Here is a 17,622-nt window from a genome sequence, read left to right as displayed (position 1 = left end):
CTGAGGCCGGTGAAACCTCGTTGCGACGGGACACCGGCGAACCGGCCGACGGCGGTCCGGACACAGATGTCGGCCCGGGCAGGCCGGTGGTATCGATGATGAGGTCCCGTTCGGGTGGAGCGGGAGTGCGGTCGGCGGCGGGGGCAAGGGAGATCGACGCTTTCCCTTGCAGTGGTCACGTGCAGTCCATATGTGAAGCGGCCGCGGTGTGGGTCAGTTTCGGTGGTCGAGGTAGTAGCCGATCTCCAGGGTGTTCTGTTCGGCCAGGGAGATGAGCGGATCCAGCACGTCGTCCCACAGGGGATCGATGCCCGGGTCGTCGGCCTCGGTGAGTCGGCACACGGCCGCCTGTTCCCGGTCCAGTGGGAAGTCCCGGGCAGAGTGGGCGAGGTTACCGTAGATGCTCTCCACCGTGCGAAGCACCTCGTCCTGCTGCTCCTGTGCGAAGACCTGAACGGTGGTGAGGCGGGCACGCTGCAGGTCGGCGACCGGGATGGACAGGGCGGACTGGAGCTGGGCGAGGGTGGGCTCGCCGCTCAGGGCATGGACGGTGTCGTCGTCCAGCGGGTCGCGCCCGTTGACCACCAGCCCGGTCGGCGAGGCCGATCGGGGTGGCCGAGTGGCAACGGTAGAAGGACACCTCGCGGTGTAGCGGTGGCAGCCCGCCTCGTGGCGTGTGGTGGCGGCGGGCCAGTCGTCGCCCCAGCGCGCCTTGGCGTACTCGATCGTAGCGAGGTGGTAGGACATGGACGAGTTGCGATCGCAGCCGCAGGCAAAGCACAATCCCGACCCTTGGCCCATGCCGAGTCCGTCCTCGCGGATAGCGCTGAACGCCTCCCTCCAGCAGACCGGGTCGTCCGAGAGTTCCACACCGTCCGGGCTGTCCTTCGGGTGGTATCCGTTGTGCAGCTTCGCGGCGGCCTCGGCCCGGCGGTCGGCCTCCTCGTCGCCGATCAGGGCCAAGTGGTCGACCGCCCACTCCACGGAGCGCCGGTCCTCCGGGTAGGCCCGCCCCCAGTCCCGGTCGCTCTCCTCGGCGCCCAGGACGAACAGAGCCCGATGGTAGTCCAGTTCGACCAGGGCCTTGATGTGCCGCTCTTCGAGTTGGCGCGTGGATGCAGTGGCTCGGGCGTGCCGGATGTGCTGGGTGGCTTCCAGCCCGAAAGGCGAGCCCGCACGCGCAAATCGGCGACGCCTGCTGGCTGGCGGTCGGCATCGCGATCCTGGTGGTCCGGCGGCGGACCGGGCGCTCGGTCGACCTACGGCTCGACGCCTGAGCCCCGGCGGGCGACGCCAGAGATAGAGGAGGGAATTACGCATATGCGTATCTAGATTTTTATTTGCGTAACTGTTCCCTGAGGTCTACGGTGAGAGCACCCCGGGAAACCGGGGCCGAGGCCCGGAAGCGACCTCAACTCTCCCTCTTCGTCCGTACTTCGCAGGAGACAGCCATGTCCGACGCACCCCGCCCCGACACCGAGCCCGAGTTCGACCTGATTTCCCACCTCGACGAGGTCCTGGACGGCATCGGGCTGTCCCGGGAGGACGCCGTCGGCGCGGTGGAGGTCACCGGCGAGGACCCGGTCATGAAGTCGGTGGCCCGGCTCGGCGCCTCGATCGGCATCCCGCTGCTGGCCGTCGGCACCGGCATCGCCACCATCGCCAAGCAGCGCGGCAGCGAGCGCCAGACCCTCGCGCTGGACCTCAACTCGGCCGTGCACAGCCTGAGTCCGTTCATGACCGGCTGGACCAAGCTGAACGGGTACCTGCCCAACCTCGGCGAGGTCACCCTCACCGAGGGCGGCAGCGAGGTGATGATGGGCGAGCGGTTGATCAGTCCGCTGATGTTCGACATGTACCAGGCCCGCGGCGGCCGTTGGGTCGTCCCGACCTGCCCCTTCCCGCACCAGCGCGACGCCTTCCTGCAACTGCTCGGAGTCCCGCACGACAAGGCCGCCGTCACCGCCGCGATCGCCGAGTGGGACGCCTTCGAACTGGAGGAGGCCTGCGCCGAGAAGAACATCGCCCTTTGCGTCGTGCGCACCGAGGAGGAGTTCCGGGCCCACCCGCAGGGCAAGGCGGTGCTCGCCGAGCCGCTGATCACGATCGAGAAGATCGCCGACTCCGCGCCCGAGCCGTTCACCCTGGCCGACGTGCCGCTGGCCGGCCTGCGGGTGCTCCAGGACACCAAGGTGATCGCCGGCATGGTGGTCGGCCGCACCCTGGCCGAGCACGGCGCCGACGTCCTGCACGTCAACGGTCCGCACGAGTTCGAGCAGGACATCAACTGGGCCGAGGTCGGTCTCGGCATGCGCTCGGCCCGGGTCGACATCAAGGAGCCCGCCGGCGCCGAGATCTTCCGTCAACTCCTCAGCGAAGCTGATGTGTTCATCGAGAACCGGCGCGGCTCGGCGATGGAGCGAGCCGGCTTCGGGCCGAAGGACGCGGCCGCCCTGCGCCCGGGGGTCGTCTACTGCTCGCTCAACGCCTACGGCCACACCGGCCCGTGGGCCGAGCGCGCGGGCTTCGACCAGGAGGGCCTGGCCTTCACCGGCTACATGGTCAAGGAAGGCAGCGAGGAGCAGCCCCAGTTCCCGCCCACCGGCATCCTGAACGACTTCATCATGGGGTACTTCGCCGCCGCCGGAGTGCTCGCCGCGCTGGTACGGCGGGCCACCGAAGGCGGCAGCTACCACGTCAAGCTCTCCCTCGCCCGCACCTCGGCCTGGTACCCGACCCTCGGCCTGCTCGACAAGGAGGCGATCGACTTCGGCGGCGCCCCGCACCGCCTGGCCGCCCCCGAGCTGATGACCGCCGAGACGCCGCTGGGTGAGCTGGTGCACCTCGCCCCGCCGGTGCAGTACTCGCACACCCCGAGCCGCTACCCCGAGCCGGTGCTGATCCCGCGCGGCTCCAGCAAGCCCGAGTGGCTGCCCCGCTGACCATCCGCACCGACTTCCGAGACTTCTTCAGGAGCGTCACCCGTGAACATCACGGAGATCTTCCAGGGCCAGATGACCACCCCGCTGGGTGCCCCAGCCTTCCCGTTCGGTCCCTACCACTTCACCGACCGCGAGTACCTGAACATCGTCTACCGCACCGACCCGGTGGCGCTGCGCCGGCTGGTCCCCGAGCCGTTGGAGATCGTCGAGCCGCTGGTCCGGTTCGAGGTCATGAAGATGCCCGACACCACGGGCCTCGGCAGCTACACCGAGGCCGGCCAGGCGATCCCGGTCGTGCTGGACGGCGAGCACGGCGAGTACCTGCACGCGATGTACGTGGACAGCCCGGCGGCCATCGCCAGCGGGCGCGAGATCAGCGCGTACCCGAAGAAGGCGGGTCGACCGGCGCTGTACACCGACGCAGACACCCTGGTCGGCACCCTCGACTACGGCAGCCTGCGGGTCGCAACCGCCACCATGGGGTACAAGCAGCGTCCGCTGGACCACGAGCAGGCCGCCGCCGAGCTCACCGTCCCGACCTTCATGCTCAAGATGCTGCCCGGCTACGACGGCTACCCGCGGATCGCCGAGCTGGTCCGCACCCGGATCACCGAGCTGACCGTCAAGGGCGCCTGGAGCGGCCCCGCCCGGCTCGACCTGGTCGCGCACGCCATCGCTCCGCTGGCCGATCTGCCGGTGCTGGAGGTCGTCTCGGCCAGTCACATCCTGACCGACCTCACGCTCTCCCCGGCGACCCTGGTACACGACTACCTCGCCTGACCCGCCCCACCGCGCACCGCCCCTCCCCTCTGCCACGAAAGGCACTGTCATGAGCACCTCAGAGAAGACCTACTCACGCGTCGCCGTCGTCGGCGCCGGCACCATCGGCGCCTCCTGGGCCGCCCTCTTCCTCGCCCACGGCCTGCACGTCACCGTGAGCGACCCGCGCCCGGACCTGGAGGAGTACGTCACGGCGCAGCTGACCGCACTCACCCCCACCCTGGCGGCGCTCGGCCTGCCCACCGGGGACCTGACCGCCCGGCTGGTCTTCGAGTCGGACGTCGAGAAGGCGGTCGCCGACGCCGAGGTGGTCCAGGAGAGCGGCCCGGACGACCTGAACCTCAAGCAGGAGCTCTTCGCCCGACTGGAGGCGGCCTCCCGCCCCGATGCCCTGTTGCTCTCCTCCACCTCCGGCATCCGCGCCACCGACTTCACCGCGCGGATGGCCGACCCCAGCCGGGTCGCGGTCGGTCACCCGTTCAACCCCCCGCACCTGATTCCGCTGGTCGAGATCGTCCCCGGCGAGCAGACGGCGATCGACACCCTGGAGGAGGCCGCGGCGTTCTACCGCCAGGTCGGCAAGCAGCCGCTGATCCTGCGCCGCGAGATCCCGGGCTTCGTCGCCAACCGCCTGCAGTCCGCGCTGTTCCGCGAGGCCGTCCACCTGGTCACCACCGGGGTCGTCAGCCTCAAGGACCTGGACACCATCGTCACCAGCTCGATCGGCCTGCGCTGGGCGGCCGGGGGGCCGTTCCTCACCTTCAACCTCGGCGGCGGCCCGGGCGGTTTCGAGCACTTCCTGAAGCACCTCGGCCCCGGCATGGAGATGCTGTGGCAACTGCTCGGCAAGCCATCCTTCGACGAGGCGACCATCGCCACCCTGAGCGCCCAGGAGCGCGAGGCCTACGGCGACCGGACGTACGACCAGCTCGGCGCGGCCCGTGACCGCGACCAGCTGGCCCTGATGGCCGCCCTGCGCGACGCCAACTGACCGATTCGGAACCGGAGTCAGTCATGTCTCTCGACGAACGCCTGCACGCCGCTTGCACTCCCGACAACACCCCGATCGACGTCCACGCCGAACTCGCCGAGGTCCTGGCCGGCGTGGGCATGAGTCCCGCAGACGCGGGCGGCACGGTGACCTTCCACGGCGCCGACCCGATCGTCCCCTCCACCCTGCGGCTGGCATCCGCCGCCGGCATCGGCCTGGTCGCCAAGTCGGTGGCGCTCGCCAAGCTCTGGCGGGCCCGCGGCGGCGAGGGCCAGGACATCACGATTGACCTGCGCAAGGCCCCGCACCGGCTCTGCCCGTTCTACGACTTCACCTGGGAGACGCTCAACGGCTTCCCGCCCGGCGTCCCCAGCGACCCGCACAACCCGATGGCCCTGTCCTTCTACCAGGCCGGTGACGGCCGGTGGGTGATGCCGCTGAACGCCTACCCGGGGCTCAAGCAGCGGGCGCTGGAACTGCTGGACTGCGCTGACAACGCCGCCGCCGTCACCCGGGCGGTGGCCGGCTGGAAGGCCGCCGAGCTGGAGCGGGCCGGTGCCGAGGCCGGGGTGGTGATGCCGATGCTCCGCACACTCAAGGAGTTCCTGGCGGAACCGCAATACCGCGACTTCCTCGCCCACCAGCCGCTGGTCGAGGTGGAGAAGATCGCGGACAGCGCCCCGGAGCCGCTGCCCGAGGGAGGCGCCGACCCGCTGGACGGCATCCGTGCGCTCGGCATGGGCCACGTCATCGCCGGCGCGGGCATCGGCCGCACCCTGGCACTGCACGGTGCCGACGTGCTCAACCTGTGGAAGCCGTACGAGCACGAGAACGACATCCTGTACTGCACCGCGAACGTCGGCGTGCGCTCCAGCCTGGTCGACCCGCGCAGTGCGGCCGGCGCGCAGCAGGTGCGCGACCTGCTGCGCGGCGCCGACATCTTCTACGCCAACCGCCGCCCCGGCTACCTGGAGACGATCGGGCTCTCACCCGATCAGGCCGCCGAGGTACGGCCCGGCATCATCCACGCGACCGTGTCGTTGTTCGGCACGGAAGGACCGTGGGCGGACCGGGTCGGATTCGACCAGAGCGCCGGCTGCGTCACCGGGATGATGTCCCTGGAGGGCGCGGAGGACCAGCCCCGGCTGTCGCCGATCGCCGTGGTCAACGACTACCTGGTCTCCTGGCTCGCCACCGCCGGAATCGTGCAGGCACTGCTCCGGCGGGCCACCGAGGGTGGCAGCTACCGGGTCCACGTCTCGCTCACCAGGGTCGCGCTGTGGATCCTGTCGCTGGGCACGTTCGACCAGGAGTACGCGCGGGCGACTGCCGGCTCGGGCAGCGAGCACGGCTACCTGCCTCCCGACACCTTCACCGCCGAGACGCCGTGCGGCAGCTACCAGGGCGTCACCGACCAGGTGGAGATGAGCGCCACCCCCGGCGCGTACCGCACGGTGCTGGTGCCGCGCGGCTCCAGCACGGCCGAGTGGCTGCCGCACTGAGCACCTCGCAGCGCGAAGACGCGCGCAGGCGACCCGGGTTCCGGGTCGTCTGCGCGCGTCTTCGCGCTTCCGGTGCACGGCCGCTACGACTTCGGGCGGCTGCGCCAACGGTCGACTGCGGCGTGCAGCAGGGCTCCCAGCTCGGTACTGCGGCCGTCCACCTGCTCATGCCGTCCTATCGCCAGGATCGCGGCGTCCACCGGTCCGTCGCCGCCCAACGGCACGGCGACGGCCGAGACGTCGGGATCGCCGAGTCCGTGGCTGAAGGCGACCCGGGTGCGCCGGATGTGCTCGATCCGGTCCAGGAACTCGGCCGTCTCGCGCGGATGCCGCTCTCCCTCGGTCGCCAGGTGCGCGCGCAGGTCGCGGTCGTCGGCGAAGGCCAGGATCGCCCAGCCGGCGGTGGTGCACAGCAGCGGGCTGGCCCGGTACTCGGTGGCACGGTACGCCAGCCGCTGGATCGACCATGGCCCGGCGTGGCTGGTGTAGACGACGCTGTCGCCGACCCGGACCGCGACCAGGACGTCGACCCCGGTCCGGGCGGACAGGTCCTCCAGGTCGTCCTGGGTGACCCCGGCGGCCGGCCGGCGACCGGCCGCCAGGTTGAGCACGTAGGTGGCCGGCCCGAGCAGGAACCGCTTGCCCTCCTCAGTCAGGTATCCCACCGCCGCCAGCCCGTTGACCAGGCCCTGGATCGAGCTGACCGGCGCCTCCAGGCGGGCCGCCAGCTGGCTGAGCGACAGACCGGTGGGCGCATGGGCGACCGCGTCCAGGATGGCTGCGACGCGGTCCACCGTGCGGTGGTGCGGGCGGCGGGGGGCGACGGAAGCCGCCTGCGGCACGGACGGGTCGGGGGTGTTCTTCGGAGGCATGGGAGCACCCTACATGCGAGCCATGAATTATGCAAATACGTAATTAGATTTCTATTTGCGTATTAGCGACTGAGTGGCCTACCGTGGGAGCGTCCTCGGGAAGAGGACGGACGAAGGCCCCGAGCAGCGCCTTCGGTCCCGTGTCCCGCTCTGCGCGGAAGGACTTTCGTCATGCCTGCCACCGACCGACCTCCGACCGCCGCGGCCCGTCCCGGCGCGGACCTCTTCGCTGACGCGCCCTGCCGGGACACCGACCCCGAGCTGTTCTTCCCGGCGAGCGAGGGCCCGGCAGCCGCCGCGCAGATCGCCGCGGCCAAGGAGGTCTGCGCGGACTGCCCGGTCCGCGAAGCGTGCCTGCGCGAGGCGCTGCGGCTGCGCGACGCCGAGGGCATCTGGGGTGGCCTGACCGGCCAGGAGAGGCGGTTCCTCCACCAGCTGGTCCAGCTGCCGGCGACGCCCCGGCAGGAGCTGCTCCAGCGGCTGGAGGCCGGCCGCCCGGCCGAGGTGGCCGAGCACGACCGCCCGGCCGCCGTGGTGTCGCTGCGCCAGCGCGGCTGGAGCGAGGTGCGGATCGCCGACGCGCTCGGCGTGAGCACCCGCGCCGTCGCCCGGATCGAGCAGTCCGCCGCGCAGCTGGATCTCTTCCGCAGGGTGTCGGCCCAACTGCCGTGGCCCCGTTCGGCCGACCGCACCGAGGCCGCCGGACCCGCCGCCATCGGTGCGGAGTTGGCCGCCTGAACCGGCCCGCGGCGGTGACCGCCGCTCAGCCCGAATAGCAGCCGGACCCGCACCGGCCGAGCCGCCAGAAGCCGCGGCTGGACCCAACTCACAGGCGGCACTACCGCGTTCCGCTCCCACCGGCCCGCTTCGAAGCCCGTAGGCCGGCCCTTGGACGCCCACCGCCCTGCCCCGCTCCGACCGACCCGGACGGGCGGTGGCCTCCTCACGAATTCCTCGTCACCGTGCGCCGTTGTCGGCCCGTGCCCTCGGCCGCCGCGCGACCGCGCACCGATGCGTTCATTCCCTCCAACCAACCGAGAGGTGTGCCATGTTGTCCCCGAACTCAGCCCCCGTCATCCGGGCGACCCTGCCGATCGTCGGCGCGGCCCTGCCGGAGATCACGGCGCGGTTCTACGACACGATGTTCGCCGACCACCCCGAACTGCTCGACGGCCTGTTCAACCGCGCCAACCAGGCCAACGGCACCCAGCGCACGGCACTGGCCGGCGCGATCGCCGCCTTCGCGGGCATGCTCGTCGACCGTCCAGACGAGCGCCCGGACGCCCTGCTCGCCCGCATCGCCCACAAGCACGCGTCCCTCGGCATCACCGCCGACCAGTACCGCACCGTGCACACCTACCTGTTCGGCGCGATAGCCGAGGTGCTCGGCGAGGCCGTCACCGCCGAGGTCGCCGCCGCGTGGGACGAGGTGTACTGGCTGATGGCCAACGCACTGATCGCCCTGGAGAGCCGCCTCTACGCCGAGTCCGGCGTCGCGGGCCAGGACACCCGGCGCCCGTGGCGGGTGGTCGAGCGCCGTGTCGAGACCGCCGACGTCGTCTCGTTCATCCTGAAGCCGGAGGGCGCCGAGCCCGTCCCGGCGTTCCGCCCCGGCCAGTACGTCACGGTCTCCGTCCGGCTCGACGACGGCACGACCCAGCTGCGGCAGTACAGCCTGTCCGGTGCACCCGGCGGCGACCTGCGCCGGATCAGCGTCAAGCGGGTGCACGGCGGCGGCTCCCCGGCCGGCGAGGTGTCCAACTGGCTGCACGCCAACCTGGCGGCCGGCGACCTGCTCACGCTCTCCGCGCCATTCGGCGACGTCAGCCTCGACGACGGAACCGCGCCGTTGATCCTCGCCTCGGCGGGCATCGGGTGCACCCCGATGATCGCCATGCTCGAACACCTGGTCGCCACCGGTTCCACCCGCCCGGTCACCGTTGTGCACGCCGACCGCTCCCCAGCCCACCACGCCTTGCGGTCCGAGCTGGACGAGCTCCTCGCAGCGCTGCCCGGCGCCACCGGGCACGTCTGGTACGAGCAGCCCGAGCCCGGCTGGCCGGCCGAGCGCACCGGCCGGGTCGACCTCACCGGACTGCCGGTCCCCGCGGACGCGCGAGCCTACCTCTGCGGCCCGTTGCCGTTCATGCGCGCCGTTCGCAGCTCGCTCCTCGATCGCGGCCTGCCCGCCTCGGCCGTCGCGTACGAGGTGTTCGGCCCCGACCTCTGGCTCAGCCAGGACTGACGCCCCTCCCCCGCGCGCCCGCCGCACCCCACCCGGTGCCGCGGGCGCGTCGGCATGCCCGGGCCGGCGCGCCCGCGGGCCCGCCGGCCGTGGTGCCACCTCCGACCGGCCCATGGGACGGCGACGGGCCCGCCCGGGATCAGGGCGCAGGTGCGGCGGCAGCGCCCTCGGCGGCGTCGAGGCGTTCCAGGGCCGCGGAGATCTCGGCGACGGAGACCCGGTCCCGGCGCTCGGTGCACAGGGCGAGGGCGGTGCCGAGCTGGCGCCGGGCCCGGGCGAGATCGCCCTGCTGCTCGAGCAGCTCGGCGTACTGGCGGGCGGCGAGCGCCAAGAACCGGGAGTGGCCGAACTCCTGGCACCGGGTCACCGTCTCCTGCCACGCCGCCGCGGCCTCCGGCACGTCCAGCCGCTGCAGCGCACGGGCCTGGACCAGCAGGGTCCACAGGGTGACGTTCACCGCGACCGGCACCGCCGTCAGAAGCCCCAGCGCCCGTCGCGCGCTGTCCAGGGCGGCGGCTACGTCGCCGGCCTCCAACAGCGCATTGGCGGCGAACGACAGGGTCACCGCCTCGGCCCGCGGGTCGGTCATCTCCCGGCTCGTGGCCATGGCCTCGTCGAACAGCGCCAGGCCGGCGGCCCGGTCGCCGTCGGCCACCCTGACCAGGGCCGCGGCGATCCGGCAGAGCACCAGGCCCACCGACGGCCGGGCGGTGTCGGTGCCGGCCAACGCGCTCTCCAGGTACTGCCGGGCCTGCGCCGAGCGCCCGGACTCCTTCAGCGCCATGCCCACACCGGCCCGCAGCCGCAGCGCCCATGGGTCGCCGGCCTGCCCCGCGGCGCGAACGCCGGCGCTGAGGCAGCCGAGCCAGTCGGGGATCGCACCGGTCCCGTAGTAGAGCGACACGCAGTTGCAGGCCAGCCGCCAGGCCCGTTCGAACTCCTCCGAGTCCGCCCCGAGTTCGACCAGAGCGCGGATGGCCGGCTCGTCCTGCAGGAACCAGCCGATCGCCTGCTCGGTGTCCGCCATCCGCGGCAGGGCGTACTCGGCTCCGTCGAGCGGGCCGTAGCCGAGCTCGGGGTACATGCTGGTCCAAGAGCTCGCCTGCGCGGTCGCGGCGAGGTAGTAGTCGAGCAGGCGGGCGAGAGCCTGGCCGCGCTCGGTAGCGGCGGTCCCGGTCTGCAGCAGCCGCCGGGAGTACAGACGGACCAGGTCGTGCCGGCTGTAGCGCCCGGGGCGGTACTCCGTGATCAGATGGAAGGTGGCGAGGTCGTCCAGCGCCTGACGGGCCTGCGGCTCAGCCGTCCCCAGCAGCGCGGCGGCCGTTGGCGCGTCGATCTCGGCCAGCGGGTGCAGGGCCGCCAGGGCGAGCAACCGGGCGGCGTCGGGACCGAGCTGGCTGCGGGTGTTCGACAGTGCGGCGAGCACTCCGACGGTTCCCGTGGTGTCCAGCGCCTCCAGCCGCGAGTGCTCGTCCTCCAGCTCGGTGACCAGATCGGCCACCGACCAGGCCGGCCGGGCGGCCAGCCGGGCCAGCGCGATCCGCAGCGCCAGCGGCAGGCGGCCGCACAGTTCGACCACCCGCAGCGCCAGGTCCGGCTGAGCGTCCACCCGCTCCGGGCCGATCGTGCGCGCCATCAGTTCCAACGCGTCGGCGACCGGAAAGGCCCGCAGGACGAGCGTGGCCGCGCCGTCCAGGACCGCGAGGTCGCTCAGCATGCGCCGGCTGGTGACCACGGTGGAGCAGGCCGGGCCGGCGGGGATGAGCGGGCGGACATCCTCGGCGGACGCGGCGTTGTCGAGGACCACCAACAGGCGCCGCGACCGGGTCAGCTCCTGGTAGCGGTGCCGGCACTCCTCCGGGGATGACGGGATGTCCCGCTCCGCGGTGCCGAGCGCCCGCAGGAATCCGCGCAGCACCCCGCGCACGTCGGTGCGCCGGTCGGGATCGAAGCCGTGCAGGTCGGCGAAGAGCTGGCCGTCCGGGAAGCCGTCGGCTTCGGCGTGGGCCCAGCGCAGCACGGTCGCCGTCTTCCCCATGCCGGGCGGTCCGGAGACCACGGCCAGCCGGGCGCCCTCGCCCGCCGGGCCGCACTGCGCCCGGAGCCATTCGCGTTCCTCCTTCCGGCCTATCAAGCCACCGGGCAGGCGCGGGAGTTCCCGGGGGGCCACCGACGGCGCCGGCCGCGCCGGTGGCGGCGGCGCGGACCGGCTGGTAGCCGGCGGCAGCGGCGTGCTGCTGTTCAACACGGTGGCCAGCGCTCCCTGAAGCGCTGCGCCAGGTGCCACGCCCAGCTCCTCGGAGAGTCGGCGGCGGGCCGCGTGGTAGACCTCCAGTGCCTCCGCCTGGCGGCCGTCCTGTTGCAGACACAGAATCAGCACGCGTACCAGCGGCTCCCGTATCCCCTGCTCGCGCACCGCGGGTTCGAGGAGGCGCAGCACGTCCGCGCCGCGGCCCAGGTTCAGGCTCCGCTCGCCCAGTGCCTCCAGTGCCCTCAGCCGTGACTCGTTCAGGTCGGTGCCCAGGAAGTCGAGCAGTTCGCACTCGGGCACGCCCAGCAGGGCCGGGCCGTGCCACAGGTCGAGCGCCTCGCGCAGCAGCTCGCAGGCGGTGGCGTCGTCGGGTGTCCGGTCGGCGGCGGCCACCAGTCGGGCGAATCTCAGCAGGTCGACCGACTCGGCGTCACCGCGCAGCGCGTAGCCGGCCGGTTCGGTGGCCAGGCGGAAGGAGGTGTGCTGGAGAGTCTTGCGCAGACCGGCGATGTGGCCCTGAAGGGCGGCCCGGACCTGCGGTGGCGGGTCCTGGCCCCAGATCAGGTCGAAGAACTGCGGCAGGCTGACCACGCGATTGAGGTTCGCGGCGAGCAGGGCGAGCACGGCCCGGCGTTTGCCCGCAGGCAGTTCGACGGGCCCGCCGTCCTCGGCCACCAGCTCGACCGGCCCCAGCAGTGTCACCCGCACACGTACCCCTCAGTTCCCTGCGGCCCCGCCCGGCACCGGGATGACCGGGGGCAGCCCGCAGCGGTCCCGGACGCGGGTCGGGATTCGCCTTCTGCACCTTCCGTCGCAGGGACAAGTATGGCTCATGCGCCCGTCAGGAACCGCCGGGGTGGAGGTGCTCGCTGGTCAGCCGTCGGCGGCGCGTTCGGCGTGCTGCATCTCCGCGGTGACCAGAGTGGCGAGTTCGAGGTACGCCCTGCGGGTCCGGGGCCGGACCTTCTGCAGGTCGATCTCGGCGCCTGCGGCCAGGTGTTCGTCGAATGGCACCACGACGACGTCCCGGCAGCGGGTACTGAAGTGGGTGACCAGATCGTCGACGCGGATGAGCCGCCCGGTCTCCCGGACGCAGGAGATCACCATGACGCTGCGCTGTACGAGGTCGTGGTAGCCGTGGGCGGAGAGCCACTCCAGGGTGGTGCTGGCGCTGGTCGCGCCGTCCACGCTGCTGCTGGCCGCGATGATCAGCTGGTCCGCCAGGTCGAGCACGCCGCGCATCGCGCTGCGCATCAGGCCGGTGCCGGAGTCCGTGATGACGATCGGGTACTGACGGCTGAGCAGGTTGACGACGCTGCGGTAGTCGCGGTCGTCGAAGGCCCTCGCCACGGCCGGGTCGACGTCGTTGGCGAGGATCTCCAGGCCGGTCGGAGTCGCCGAGGTGAACCGGCGTACGTCCATGTAGCTGTCGACGGTGGGCAGCGCGGCGACCAGGTCACGGATGGTCGCGGTGGTCTCGGGGCGGACGCGTCGGCCGAGGGTTCCCGAGTCGGGGTTGGCGTCGATGGCGATGACCCGGTCGGAGCGCTCGGCGGCGAGGATGGAGCCGAGTGCGAGGGTGGTGGAGGTCTTTCCGACGCCGCCCTTGAGGCTGATCACCGCGACCCGGTGGCACCGGTGCAGCGGGATGCGGATCGGGTTCGGTCCGAGGCCGCGGTCGGGGGACCGGCCGCGGCGGTGCAGGCGGTCGGCGAAGTGCGGCAGCTGCGGCAGCTGCGGGAGGTGCAGGAGGTGCGGGAGGTGCGGGAGGTCCGGCAGCTGGCGGTGCCGGCGCAGCAGCCGCTCCGCGGACAGTTCAGCCGGCGGTGCGTGGTCATGGCCAGCTCCGGGGGTCGGTGCCGGGCGGGGCGGCTCGGCGGCGGGGGCGGCATGGGGAGCCGGATCAGGAGCGGTCGCGGTCGCAGGTGCGTCCCGGTCCGGTGCAGCGGGCGGGTCCGCCCGGCGGTGCCGCGGCCGTTCGGCGGGCGGGATCAGCACGGTGCCCAGGGCGTCCAGTGGCTCGGCCCAGGTCCGACGGGTGCGCTGCTCGGGCGCGGCGGGGGCGGGTTCGCGTCGTGGGGTGTGCTCGGTGTGCGGCGGCCAGCCCGCGGGGGTGTAGTCGGGTGCGTCGTCCCAGTCGCCGTCCGCAGCGAGTCGCCGCACGACGACCGTGTCATCGCTCTGTTCGTCTCCGCCCGCCATCGGTGGTCCCTCCTGTCGCCTGTCCGGTGCCTGCGCGCCCGGGTGCTGTCCGCCGGGACGACCGTCGCGGGCGCGCGGTGTCCCACCTGGTCGACGGGTGCCCGGCCGGGTTCCGTTCACGGGGCCCAGCCGGCCCGTGGTGAACTGTTCGGAGAGGCCCGCACGTTCGCTCCGGAGACGGTGCCGCTGCACGCCCGTCGCCCACCCGGGTCGCGGCGGTCCCGGTGGAACGGGCCGCCTGGACGGGGTCTGCTGGTACAGAGCTGCCGACACATCCGACCCGACGGGAGGTCTCATGAGCGCGGACGACCGAGGCGGCGCAGGACCGGTGGGCGCCGAGCGGGTCGGCCGGCTCATCGCCTCCTGGATGTCCGGCGCCGCTCCGGAGCACCTCGACGGTCCACCGGAGCCCGTCGGCACCTTCCAGGACGTTCCGTTCGCCTCCGCCGAGGAGTTCGTCGTGGTCGCCCGCCGGCTGGTGTCCGGCGACCTCGCGACCGGGGCACTGCCCATCCCGACGGCGGCGCTGCGGCTGATCGCCGAAGCGATGGTACTGGAGGACTATCCGTCGGCTGCCCACTGGACGCCGCGTCAGCGTCGCTCTGCCGTGTACTGGATCACGCTCGTGATCCAGCGTCACGGCGAGGACGGCGTGCTGCGGCTGGCTGCCGCCCTGCGCGAGCGGCGCTGACCGGCTCCTCGCGCCCGCGCCGCGACGCCGCCAACCACCAGTGCGCCGACCGCCAACCGCGCCAACGCGGCACCGGGCGTCCCGTTTGGCCATCCGTTGGGAACGTGTTGGCAGGCCCGAGGAGCGTCGTTGCGACAGCGCAGGCGCACGCCCGAACGACGGGCCGGCCTGCGGACGACTCGGTGAGATGAACGGGAAGTGGTGGCCATGCAGGCCGAGCAGGCGAACGGCACGGAGGGCGGCGTCGCGGTGGAGTCCGGGTCCGGGGTGCGCAGAACGCTGGACGAGGACACACTCGCCGCGCTCTACCGGCTGCACGGCCCGTACCTGCTGCGCGTCCTGCTGCGGGCGACCAGCGGTGACCGGGGCAAGGCCGAGGACATCCTCCAGGAGACCTTGCTGCGGGCTTGGCGCCATCCGGAGGCGTTCTCGAAGGGCGCCGAGCAGGGCCGGCCCTGGCTGTTCACGGTCGCCCGCCGGATCGCGATCGACCACTACCGGATGGCGGCGGCCCGCCCGCAGGAGGTCTCCGACGAGACCCTCGAGGAGCGAACGGCGGAGCACGACCCGTACGAGGAGGTGCTGGCGGCCCGGGACATAGACGTCGCGCTCACCCGGCTCAAGCCGCACCACCGCGAGGTGCTGGTCGAGTTGCACGTGAAGGGCCGGTCGCTCACGGACGTCGCCCACGTGCTCGGGGTGCCGCCCGGCACGGTGAAGTCGCGCAACTTCTACGCGGTGCGGGCCCTGCGCCCGGTGCTGGAGGCCGGCGCGCTGGCCGCCGGATGAGCGTTATCCCCGCCTGCGGCCGCAGGCGGGGGCATCGCGCGAAGAGCTCGGCCGGGATGTCCTCCCGGCCGAGCTCTCTCGGTCTTACCCCTGGTCAGGCCGTCAACGGTCCGGTCACCAGCGGCCACGGGCCGCCCGCGCCGCTCTCCACCACGTGCCGGCCGATCCGTGCCGACCAGTCCTGCTCATCGCCGTCCTCGTCCCGCCAGGACCACAACCGAGTGGTGGCCAGGCGCAGCGGGCTGAGCTCGGTGAATCCGATCGCGCCGTGCAGCTGGTGGGCGATTCGGGTGATTTCTCCGACCGAGGCGGCGGCCTGCGCCGCGGCGGTCCAGGCTGCGAAGGAGGCGCCGACCGGGTCGCCGAGTTCGGCCGCTGCTGCCTCGACCGCAGCGCCGACCAGGGCAGCCTCCTCGATCAGTTTCGCCTCCTCCTGCTTGACGGCCTGGAAGTGGCTGAGCGGACGGCCGAATTGGGAACGGGCCGTGGTGTGTTGCACCGTCAGCTCGACGCAGCGCCGCGCTCCGCCGGCGATCAGCGCGGCCCGAGCCAGGCCCGCGCGCCATTCGGCCTCGGCCAGGACGGCGGCCGGGACGCGGCGGACCCGCTCGGCGGGCACGGCCGCATCGGTCAGCAGGATCTCGTCCCGGGGCTCACCCGCGAGGTTGGCACCCGCGAGCAGCTGGTACTCGTCGGGTTCGAGCACCAGCAGGGCCGGCCCTCCGGGGCCCTCGGTGAGCACCACCACGGCCTGCGCGGCCCGTGCCCAGGGCACCCGGGAGAGCGCGCCGCTGACGCGCACCGCGTCGTCGGTGCCGGTGGCTCCCAGCGGGCCGACCCGGCTGGCCGCGTCGACGTTGGCGAACCGGACGTCGAGCGGGCCGCGGGCGAAGGTCAGGGGCCCGTCCGGCACGGCCAGCCCGGCCCGCGCCAGCAGCGGGACCGCGACCAGCAGGGTCTCGGCGAGCGGTGCCGGGCAACCGTGGTAGCCGGCCTCGCGGGCGAGGGCGACCAGGTCGGCCGGTTCCGCGTCCGGCGCGGGTAGGGCATCGGCGGCGGTCAGGCCCTCCCACAGGGCGCGCGCGGCGTCGACGGGCTCGTCCAGGACGCCACCCGGGTGCTGGGCGAGCACGGCAGCGGCGCGGGTGTGGAGGTGGTCGGTCGTCATGAGGAGAGCTCCAGGGCTCGGGTGATGATTCCGCGAAGGATCTCGTTGGTGCCGCCGCGCAGGGTGTAGCCCGGGGAGTGCAGGATCGCGGTGGCGAGCAGTTCGGGGTAGCTGCCCTTGGTGGTGTCGGTCCGGGCGGTCGTCGGGAGGATCTCCCGTACCTCGTTGACGAGTTCGCCCTCGAAGCGGGTGCCGAGGTCCTTCACGAGGGCGGCCTGCACGTCCGCCGGGCGGCCGGCCTGGAGGGTGGCGGCCACGCCCAGCGACAGCTGCCGGATCGAGGACAGCCGGGCGGTCAGCCGGCCGACCCGGGCGTGCTGGGCGGGGGTGCAGGCGCCCCGCCGCAGCTGTTCGACGAGCGCGGTGAGCAGTGGCACGGTGGACAGGAACCGTTCGGGCCCGCTGCGCTCCAGCGCCAGCTCGCCGGTCACCTGCCGCCAGCCGTCACCGGGCCGGCCGAGCAGGGCGTCGTCGCCGAGTTCGACGCCCTCCAGGTGGAAGTAGTTGAAGGTGTGCTCGCCGCTGAGCAGCCGGATCGGCTCGATCCGCACCCGCGGGTCGTGCAGGTCGACGATGAACTGGCTGAGCCCGGCGTGGCGGTCCTCGGACTCGTCGCCGGTCCGGGCGAGCACGATGGCGTAGTCGTTCAGGTGGGCACCGCCGGTCCACATCTTGGTGCCGGTCAATCGCCAGCCGCCGGGAGTCCGTTCGGCCCGGGTGCGGACCGCGGCGAGGTCCGAGCCGGCCTCCTGTTCGCTCATGCCGATGGAGAAGAAGCACTGGCCGGCGGCGATCTTCGGAAGGAAGCGGCGGCGTTGCCGGTCGGTGCCGTGGCGCAGGATCGACGGCCCGGCCTGTCGATCGGCGACCCAGTGGGCCGAGACCGGGGCGCCGGCCGCGAGCAGTTCCTCGATGACGACGTAGCGTTCGAGGTTGCCGCGTCCGCCGCCGCCGTACTCGGTGGGCAGCGCCATGCCCACCCAGCCGCGCTCGGCGAGCCGGCGGGTGAAGGCCGGGTCCCAGCCGGTCAGCCAGGAGTCGGGGCGCCCCAGGACGGTGCCGGCGGCCCGCTCATCGACGAGGAAGTCCCTCACTTCCCTTCGGAGTTGCATGGTTTCGGGCGGCAACTGGACGGCGCGGGCGCCGGTGCTGGGCGGGGTCATCGCGATGCTCCTCTGGTGGTGGGTCG

The 17,622-nt window shown here is 72.7% G+C and carries 14 protein-coding genes; 8 read left to right on the top strand and 6 right to left on the bottom strand.

All coding sequences use genetic code 11. The features are described from left to right. Nucleotides 1-213 precede the first annotated feature (213 nt). Nucleotides 214-984 carry a hypothetical protein gene (locus tag ACZ5ON_RS33050; RefSeq protein WP_465600446.1) on the bottom strand — a complete coding sequence of 257 codons (771 nt, stop codon included), beginning with the start codon at nucleotides 982-984 and terminating at the stop codon, nucleotides 214-216. Nucleotides 985-1,451: 467 nt separating this feature from the next. On the opposite strand from ACZ5ON_RS33050, the gene ACZ5ON_RS33045 reads away from it, so the two are divergent. Genes ACZ5ON_RS33045 through ACZ5ON_RS33030 form a run of 4 tightly spaced genes read left to right on the top strand, consistent with a single transcriptional unit; the run spans nucleotide 1,452 to nucleotide 6,215 of the window. Then, a complete protein-coding gene (locus tag ACZ5ON_RS33045) occupies nucleotides 1,452-2,942 on the top strand; it encodes a CoA transferase (protein WP_465600443.1) in 1,491 nt (496 codons plus the stop codon). Nucleotides 2,943-2,990: 48 nt separating this feature from the next. Beyond that, entirely contained in the window at nucleotides 2,991-3,722 is a 732-nt protein-coding gene (locus ACZ5ON_RS33040; RefSeq protein WP_465600477.1) for an acetoacetate decarboxylase, read from the top strand. Nucleotides 3,723-3,771: 49 nt separating this feature from the next. Beyond that, on the top strand, nucleotides 3,772-4,713 hold the full coding sequence (locus ACZ5ON_RS33035; protein ID WP_465600440.1) for a 3-hydroxyacyl-CoA dehydrogenase NAD-binding domain-containing protein: 942 nt from the start codon (nucleotides 3,772-3,774) through the stop codon (nucleotides 4,711-4,713). Between the two features lie 23 nt (nucleotides 4,714-4,736). Further along, nucleotides 4,737-6,215: a CoA transferase gene (locus ACZ5ON_RS33030; protein ID WP_465600438.1), complete on the top strand. Its 1,479-nt coding sequence runs from the start codon at nucleotides 4,737-4,739 to the stop codon at nucleotides 6,213-6,215. Between the two features lie 83 nt (nucleotides 6,216-6,298). Here ACZ5ON_RS33030 and ACZ5ON_RS33025 read toward each other — a convergent pair whose 3' ends face one another. Continuing rightward, nucleotides 6,299-7,087, bottom strand: coding sequence for an IclR family transcriptional regulator (locus ACZ5ON_RS33025; RefSeq protein WP_465600435.1), 789 nt, complete (start codon nucleotides 7,085-7,087; stop codon nucleotides 6,299-6,301). A gap of 171 nt (nucleotides 7,088-7,258) precedes the next feature. On the opposite strand from ACZ5ON_RS33025, the gene ACZ5ON_RS33020 reads away from it, so the two are divergent. Further along, nucleotides 7,259-7,825 carry a WhiB family transcriptional regulator gene (locus ACZ5ON_RS33020; protein WP_465600433.1) on the top strand — a complete coding sequence of 189 codons (567 nt, stop codon included), beginning with the start codon at nucleotides 7,259-7,261 and terminating at the stop codon, nucleotides 7,823-7,825. Between the two features lie 310 nt (nucleotides 7,826-8,135). After that, a complete protein-coding gene (locus ACZ5ON_RS33015; protein ID WP_465600430.1) occupies nucleotides 8,136-9,332 on the top strand; it encodes a globin domain-containing protein in 1,197 nt (398 codons plus the stop codon). A 139-nt stretch (nucleotides 9,333-9,471) separates the two neighbouring features. Here the strand turns inward: ACZ5ON_RS33015 and ACZ5ON_RS33010 are convergent, their stop codons facing one another. Beyond that, a complete protein-coding gene (locus ACZ5ON_RS33010; RefSeq protein ID WP_465600427.1) occupies nucleotides 9,472-12,291 on the bottom strand; it encodes an AfsR/SARP family transcriptional regulator in 2,820 nt (939 codons plus the stop codon). Nucleotides 12,292-12,456: 165 nt separating this feature from the next. Beyond that, on the bottom strand, nucleotides 12,457-13,785 hold the full coding sequence (locus ACZ5ON_RS33005) for a MinD/ParA family ATP-binding protein (RefSeq protein ID WP_465600424.1): 1,329 nt from the start codon (nucleotides 13,783-13,785) through the stop codon (nucleotides 12,457-12,459). Between the two features lie 295 nt (nucleotides 13,786-14,080). Here ACZ5ON_RS33005 and ACZ5ON_RS33000 point away from each other — a divergent pair, with 295 nt between their 5' ends. Together ACZ5ON_RS33000 and ACZ5ON_RS32995 are read left to right on the top strand one after the other, a co-directional pair. Next, nucleotides 14,081-14,476 carry a hypothetical protein gene (locus tag ACZ5ON_RS33000; protein ID WP_465600422.1) on the top strand — a complete coding sequence of 132 codons (396 nt, stop codon included), beginning with the start codon at nucleotides 14,081-14,083 and terminating at the stop codon, nucleotides 14,474-14,476. 207 nt (nucleotides 14,477-14,683) lie between these two features. Further along, nucleotides 14,684-15,265 (top strand): sigma-70 family RNA polymerase sigma factor, encoded by a 582-nt coding sequence (locus tag ACZ5ON_RS32995; protein WP_465600475.1) that lies wholly within the window; start codon nucleotides 14,684-14,686, stop codon nucleotides 15,263-15,265. A gap of 94 nt (nucleotides 15,266-15,359) precedes the next feature. Here ACZ5ON_RS32995 and ACZ5ON_RS32990 read toward each other — a convergent pair whose 3' ends face one another. Together ACZ5ON_RS32990 and ACZ5ON_RS32985 are read right to left on the bottom strand one after the other, a co-directional pair. Further along, nucleotides 15,360-16,433: an acyl-CoA dehydrogenase family protein gene (locus ACZ5ON_RS32990; RefSeq protein WP_465600421.1), complete on the bottom strand. Its 1,074-nt coding sequence runs from the start codon at nucleotides 16,431-16,433 to the stop codon at nucleotides 15,360-15,362. Next, on the bottom strand, nucleotides 16,430-17,596 hold the full coding sequence (locus ACZ5ON_RS32985; protein WP_465600419.1) for an acyl-CoA dehydrogenase family protein: 1,167 nt from the start codon (nucleotides 17,594-17,596) through the stop codon (nucleotides 16,430-16,432). The genes ACZ5ON_RS32990 and ACZ5ON_RS32985 overlap by 4 nt, the downstream gene beginning before the upstream one ends. Nucleotides 17,597-17,622: the final 26 nt, after the last annotated feature.

The organism is Kitasatospora sp. NPDC032150 (assembly GCF_055579945.1).
The sequence above is the reverse complement of the archived record's forward strand: the minus strand, read 5'-3'. Positions and strand labels throughout refer to the sequence as shown.

What these genes read in the sequence shown, in the direction of transcription:
- ACZ5ON_RS33045 (WP_465600443.1), top strand. Translation starts at nt 1,452, where the DNA reads ATGTCCGACGCACCCCGCCCCGACACCGAGCCCGAGTTCGACCTGATT.
- ACZ5ON_RS33035 (WP_465600440.1), top strand. Translation starts at nt 3,772, where the DNA reads ATGAGCACCTCAGAGAAGACCTACTCACGCGTCGCCGTCGTCGGCGCC.
- ACZ5ON_RS33030 (WP_465600438.1), top strand. Translation starts at nt 4,737, where the DNA reads ATGTCTCTCGACGAACGCCTGCACGCCGCTTGCACTCCCGACAACACC.
- ACZ5ON_RS33025 (WP_465600435.1), bottom strand. Translation starts at nt 7,087, where the DNA reads ATGCCTCCGAAGAACACCCCCGACCCGTCCGTGCCGCAGGCGGCTTCC.
- ACZ5ON_RS33020 (WP_465600433.1), top strand. Translation starts at nt 7,259, where the DNA reads ATGCCTGCCACCGACCGACCTCCGACCGCCGCGGCCCGTCCCGGCGCG.
- ACZ5ON_RS33015 (WP_465600430.1), top strand. Translation starts at nt 8,136, where the DNA reads ATGTTGTCCCCGAACTCAGCCCCCGTCATCCGGGCGACCCTGCCGATC.
- ACZ5ON_RS33005 (WP_465600424.1), bottom strand. Translation starts at nt 13,785, where the DNA reads ATGGCGGGCGGAGACGAACAGAGCGATGACACGGTCGTCGTGCGGCGA.
- ACZ5ON_RS33000 (WP_465600422.1), top strand. Translation starts at nt 14,081, where the DNA reads ATGAGCGCGGACGACCGAGGCGGCGCAGGACCGGTGGGCGCCGAGCGG.
- ACZ5ON_RS32995 (WP_465600475.1), top strand. Translation starts at nt 14,684, where the DNA reads ATGCAGGCCGAGCAGGCGAACGGCACGGAGGGCGGCGTCGCGGTGGAG.
- ACZ5ON_RS32990 (WP_465600421.1), bottom strand. Translation starts at nt 16,433, where the DNA reads ATGACGACCGACCACCTCCACACCCGCGCCGCTGCCGTGCTCGCCCAG.
- ACZ5ON_RS32985 (WP_465600419.1), bottom strand. Translation starts at nt 17,596, where the DNA reads ATGACCCCGCCCAGCACCGGCGCCCGCGCCGTCCAGTTGCCGCCCGAA.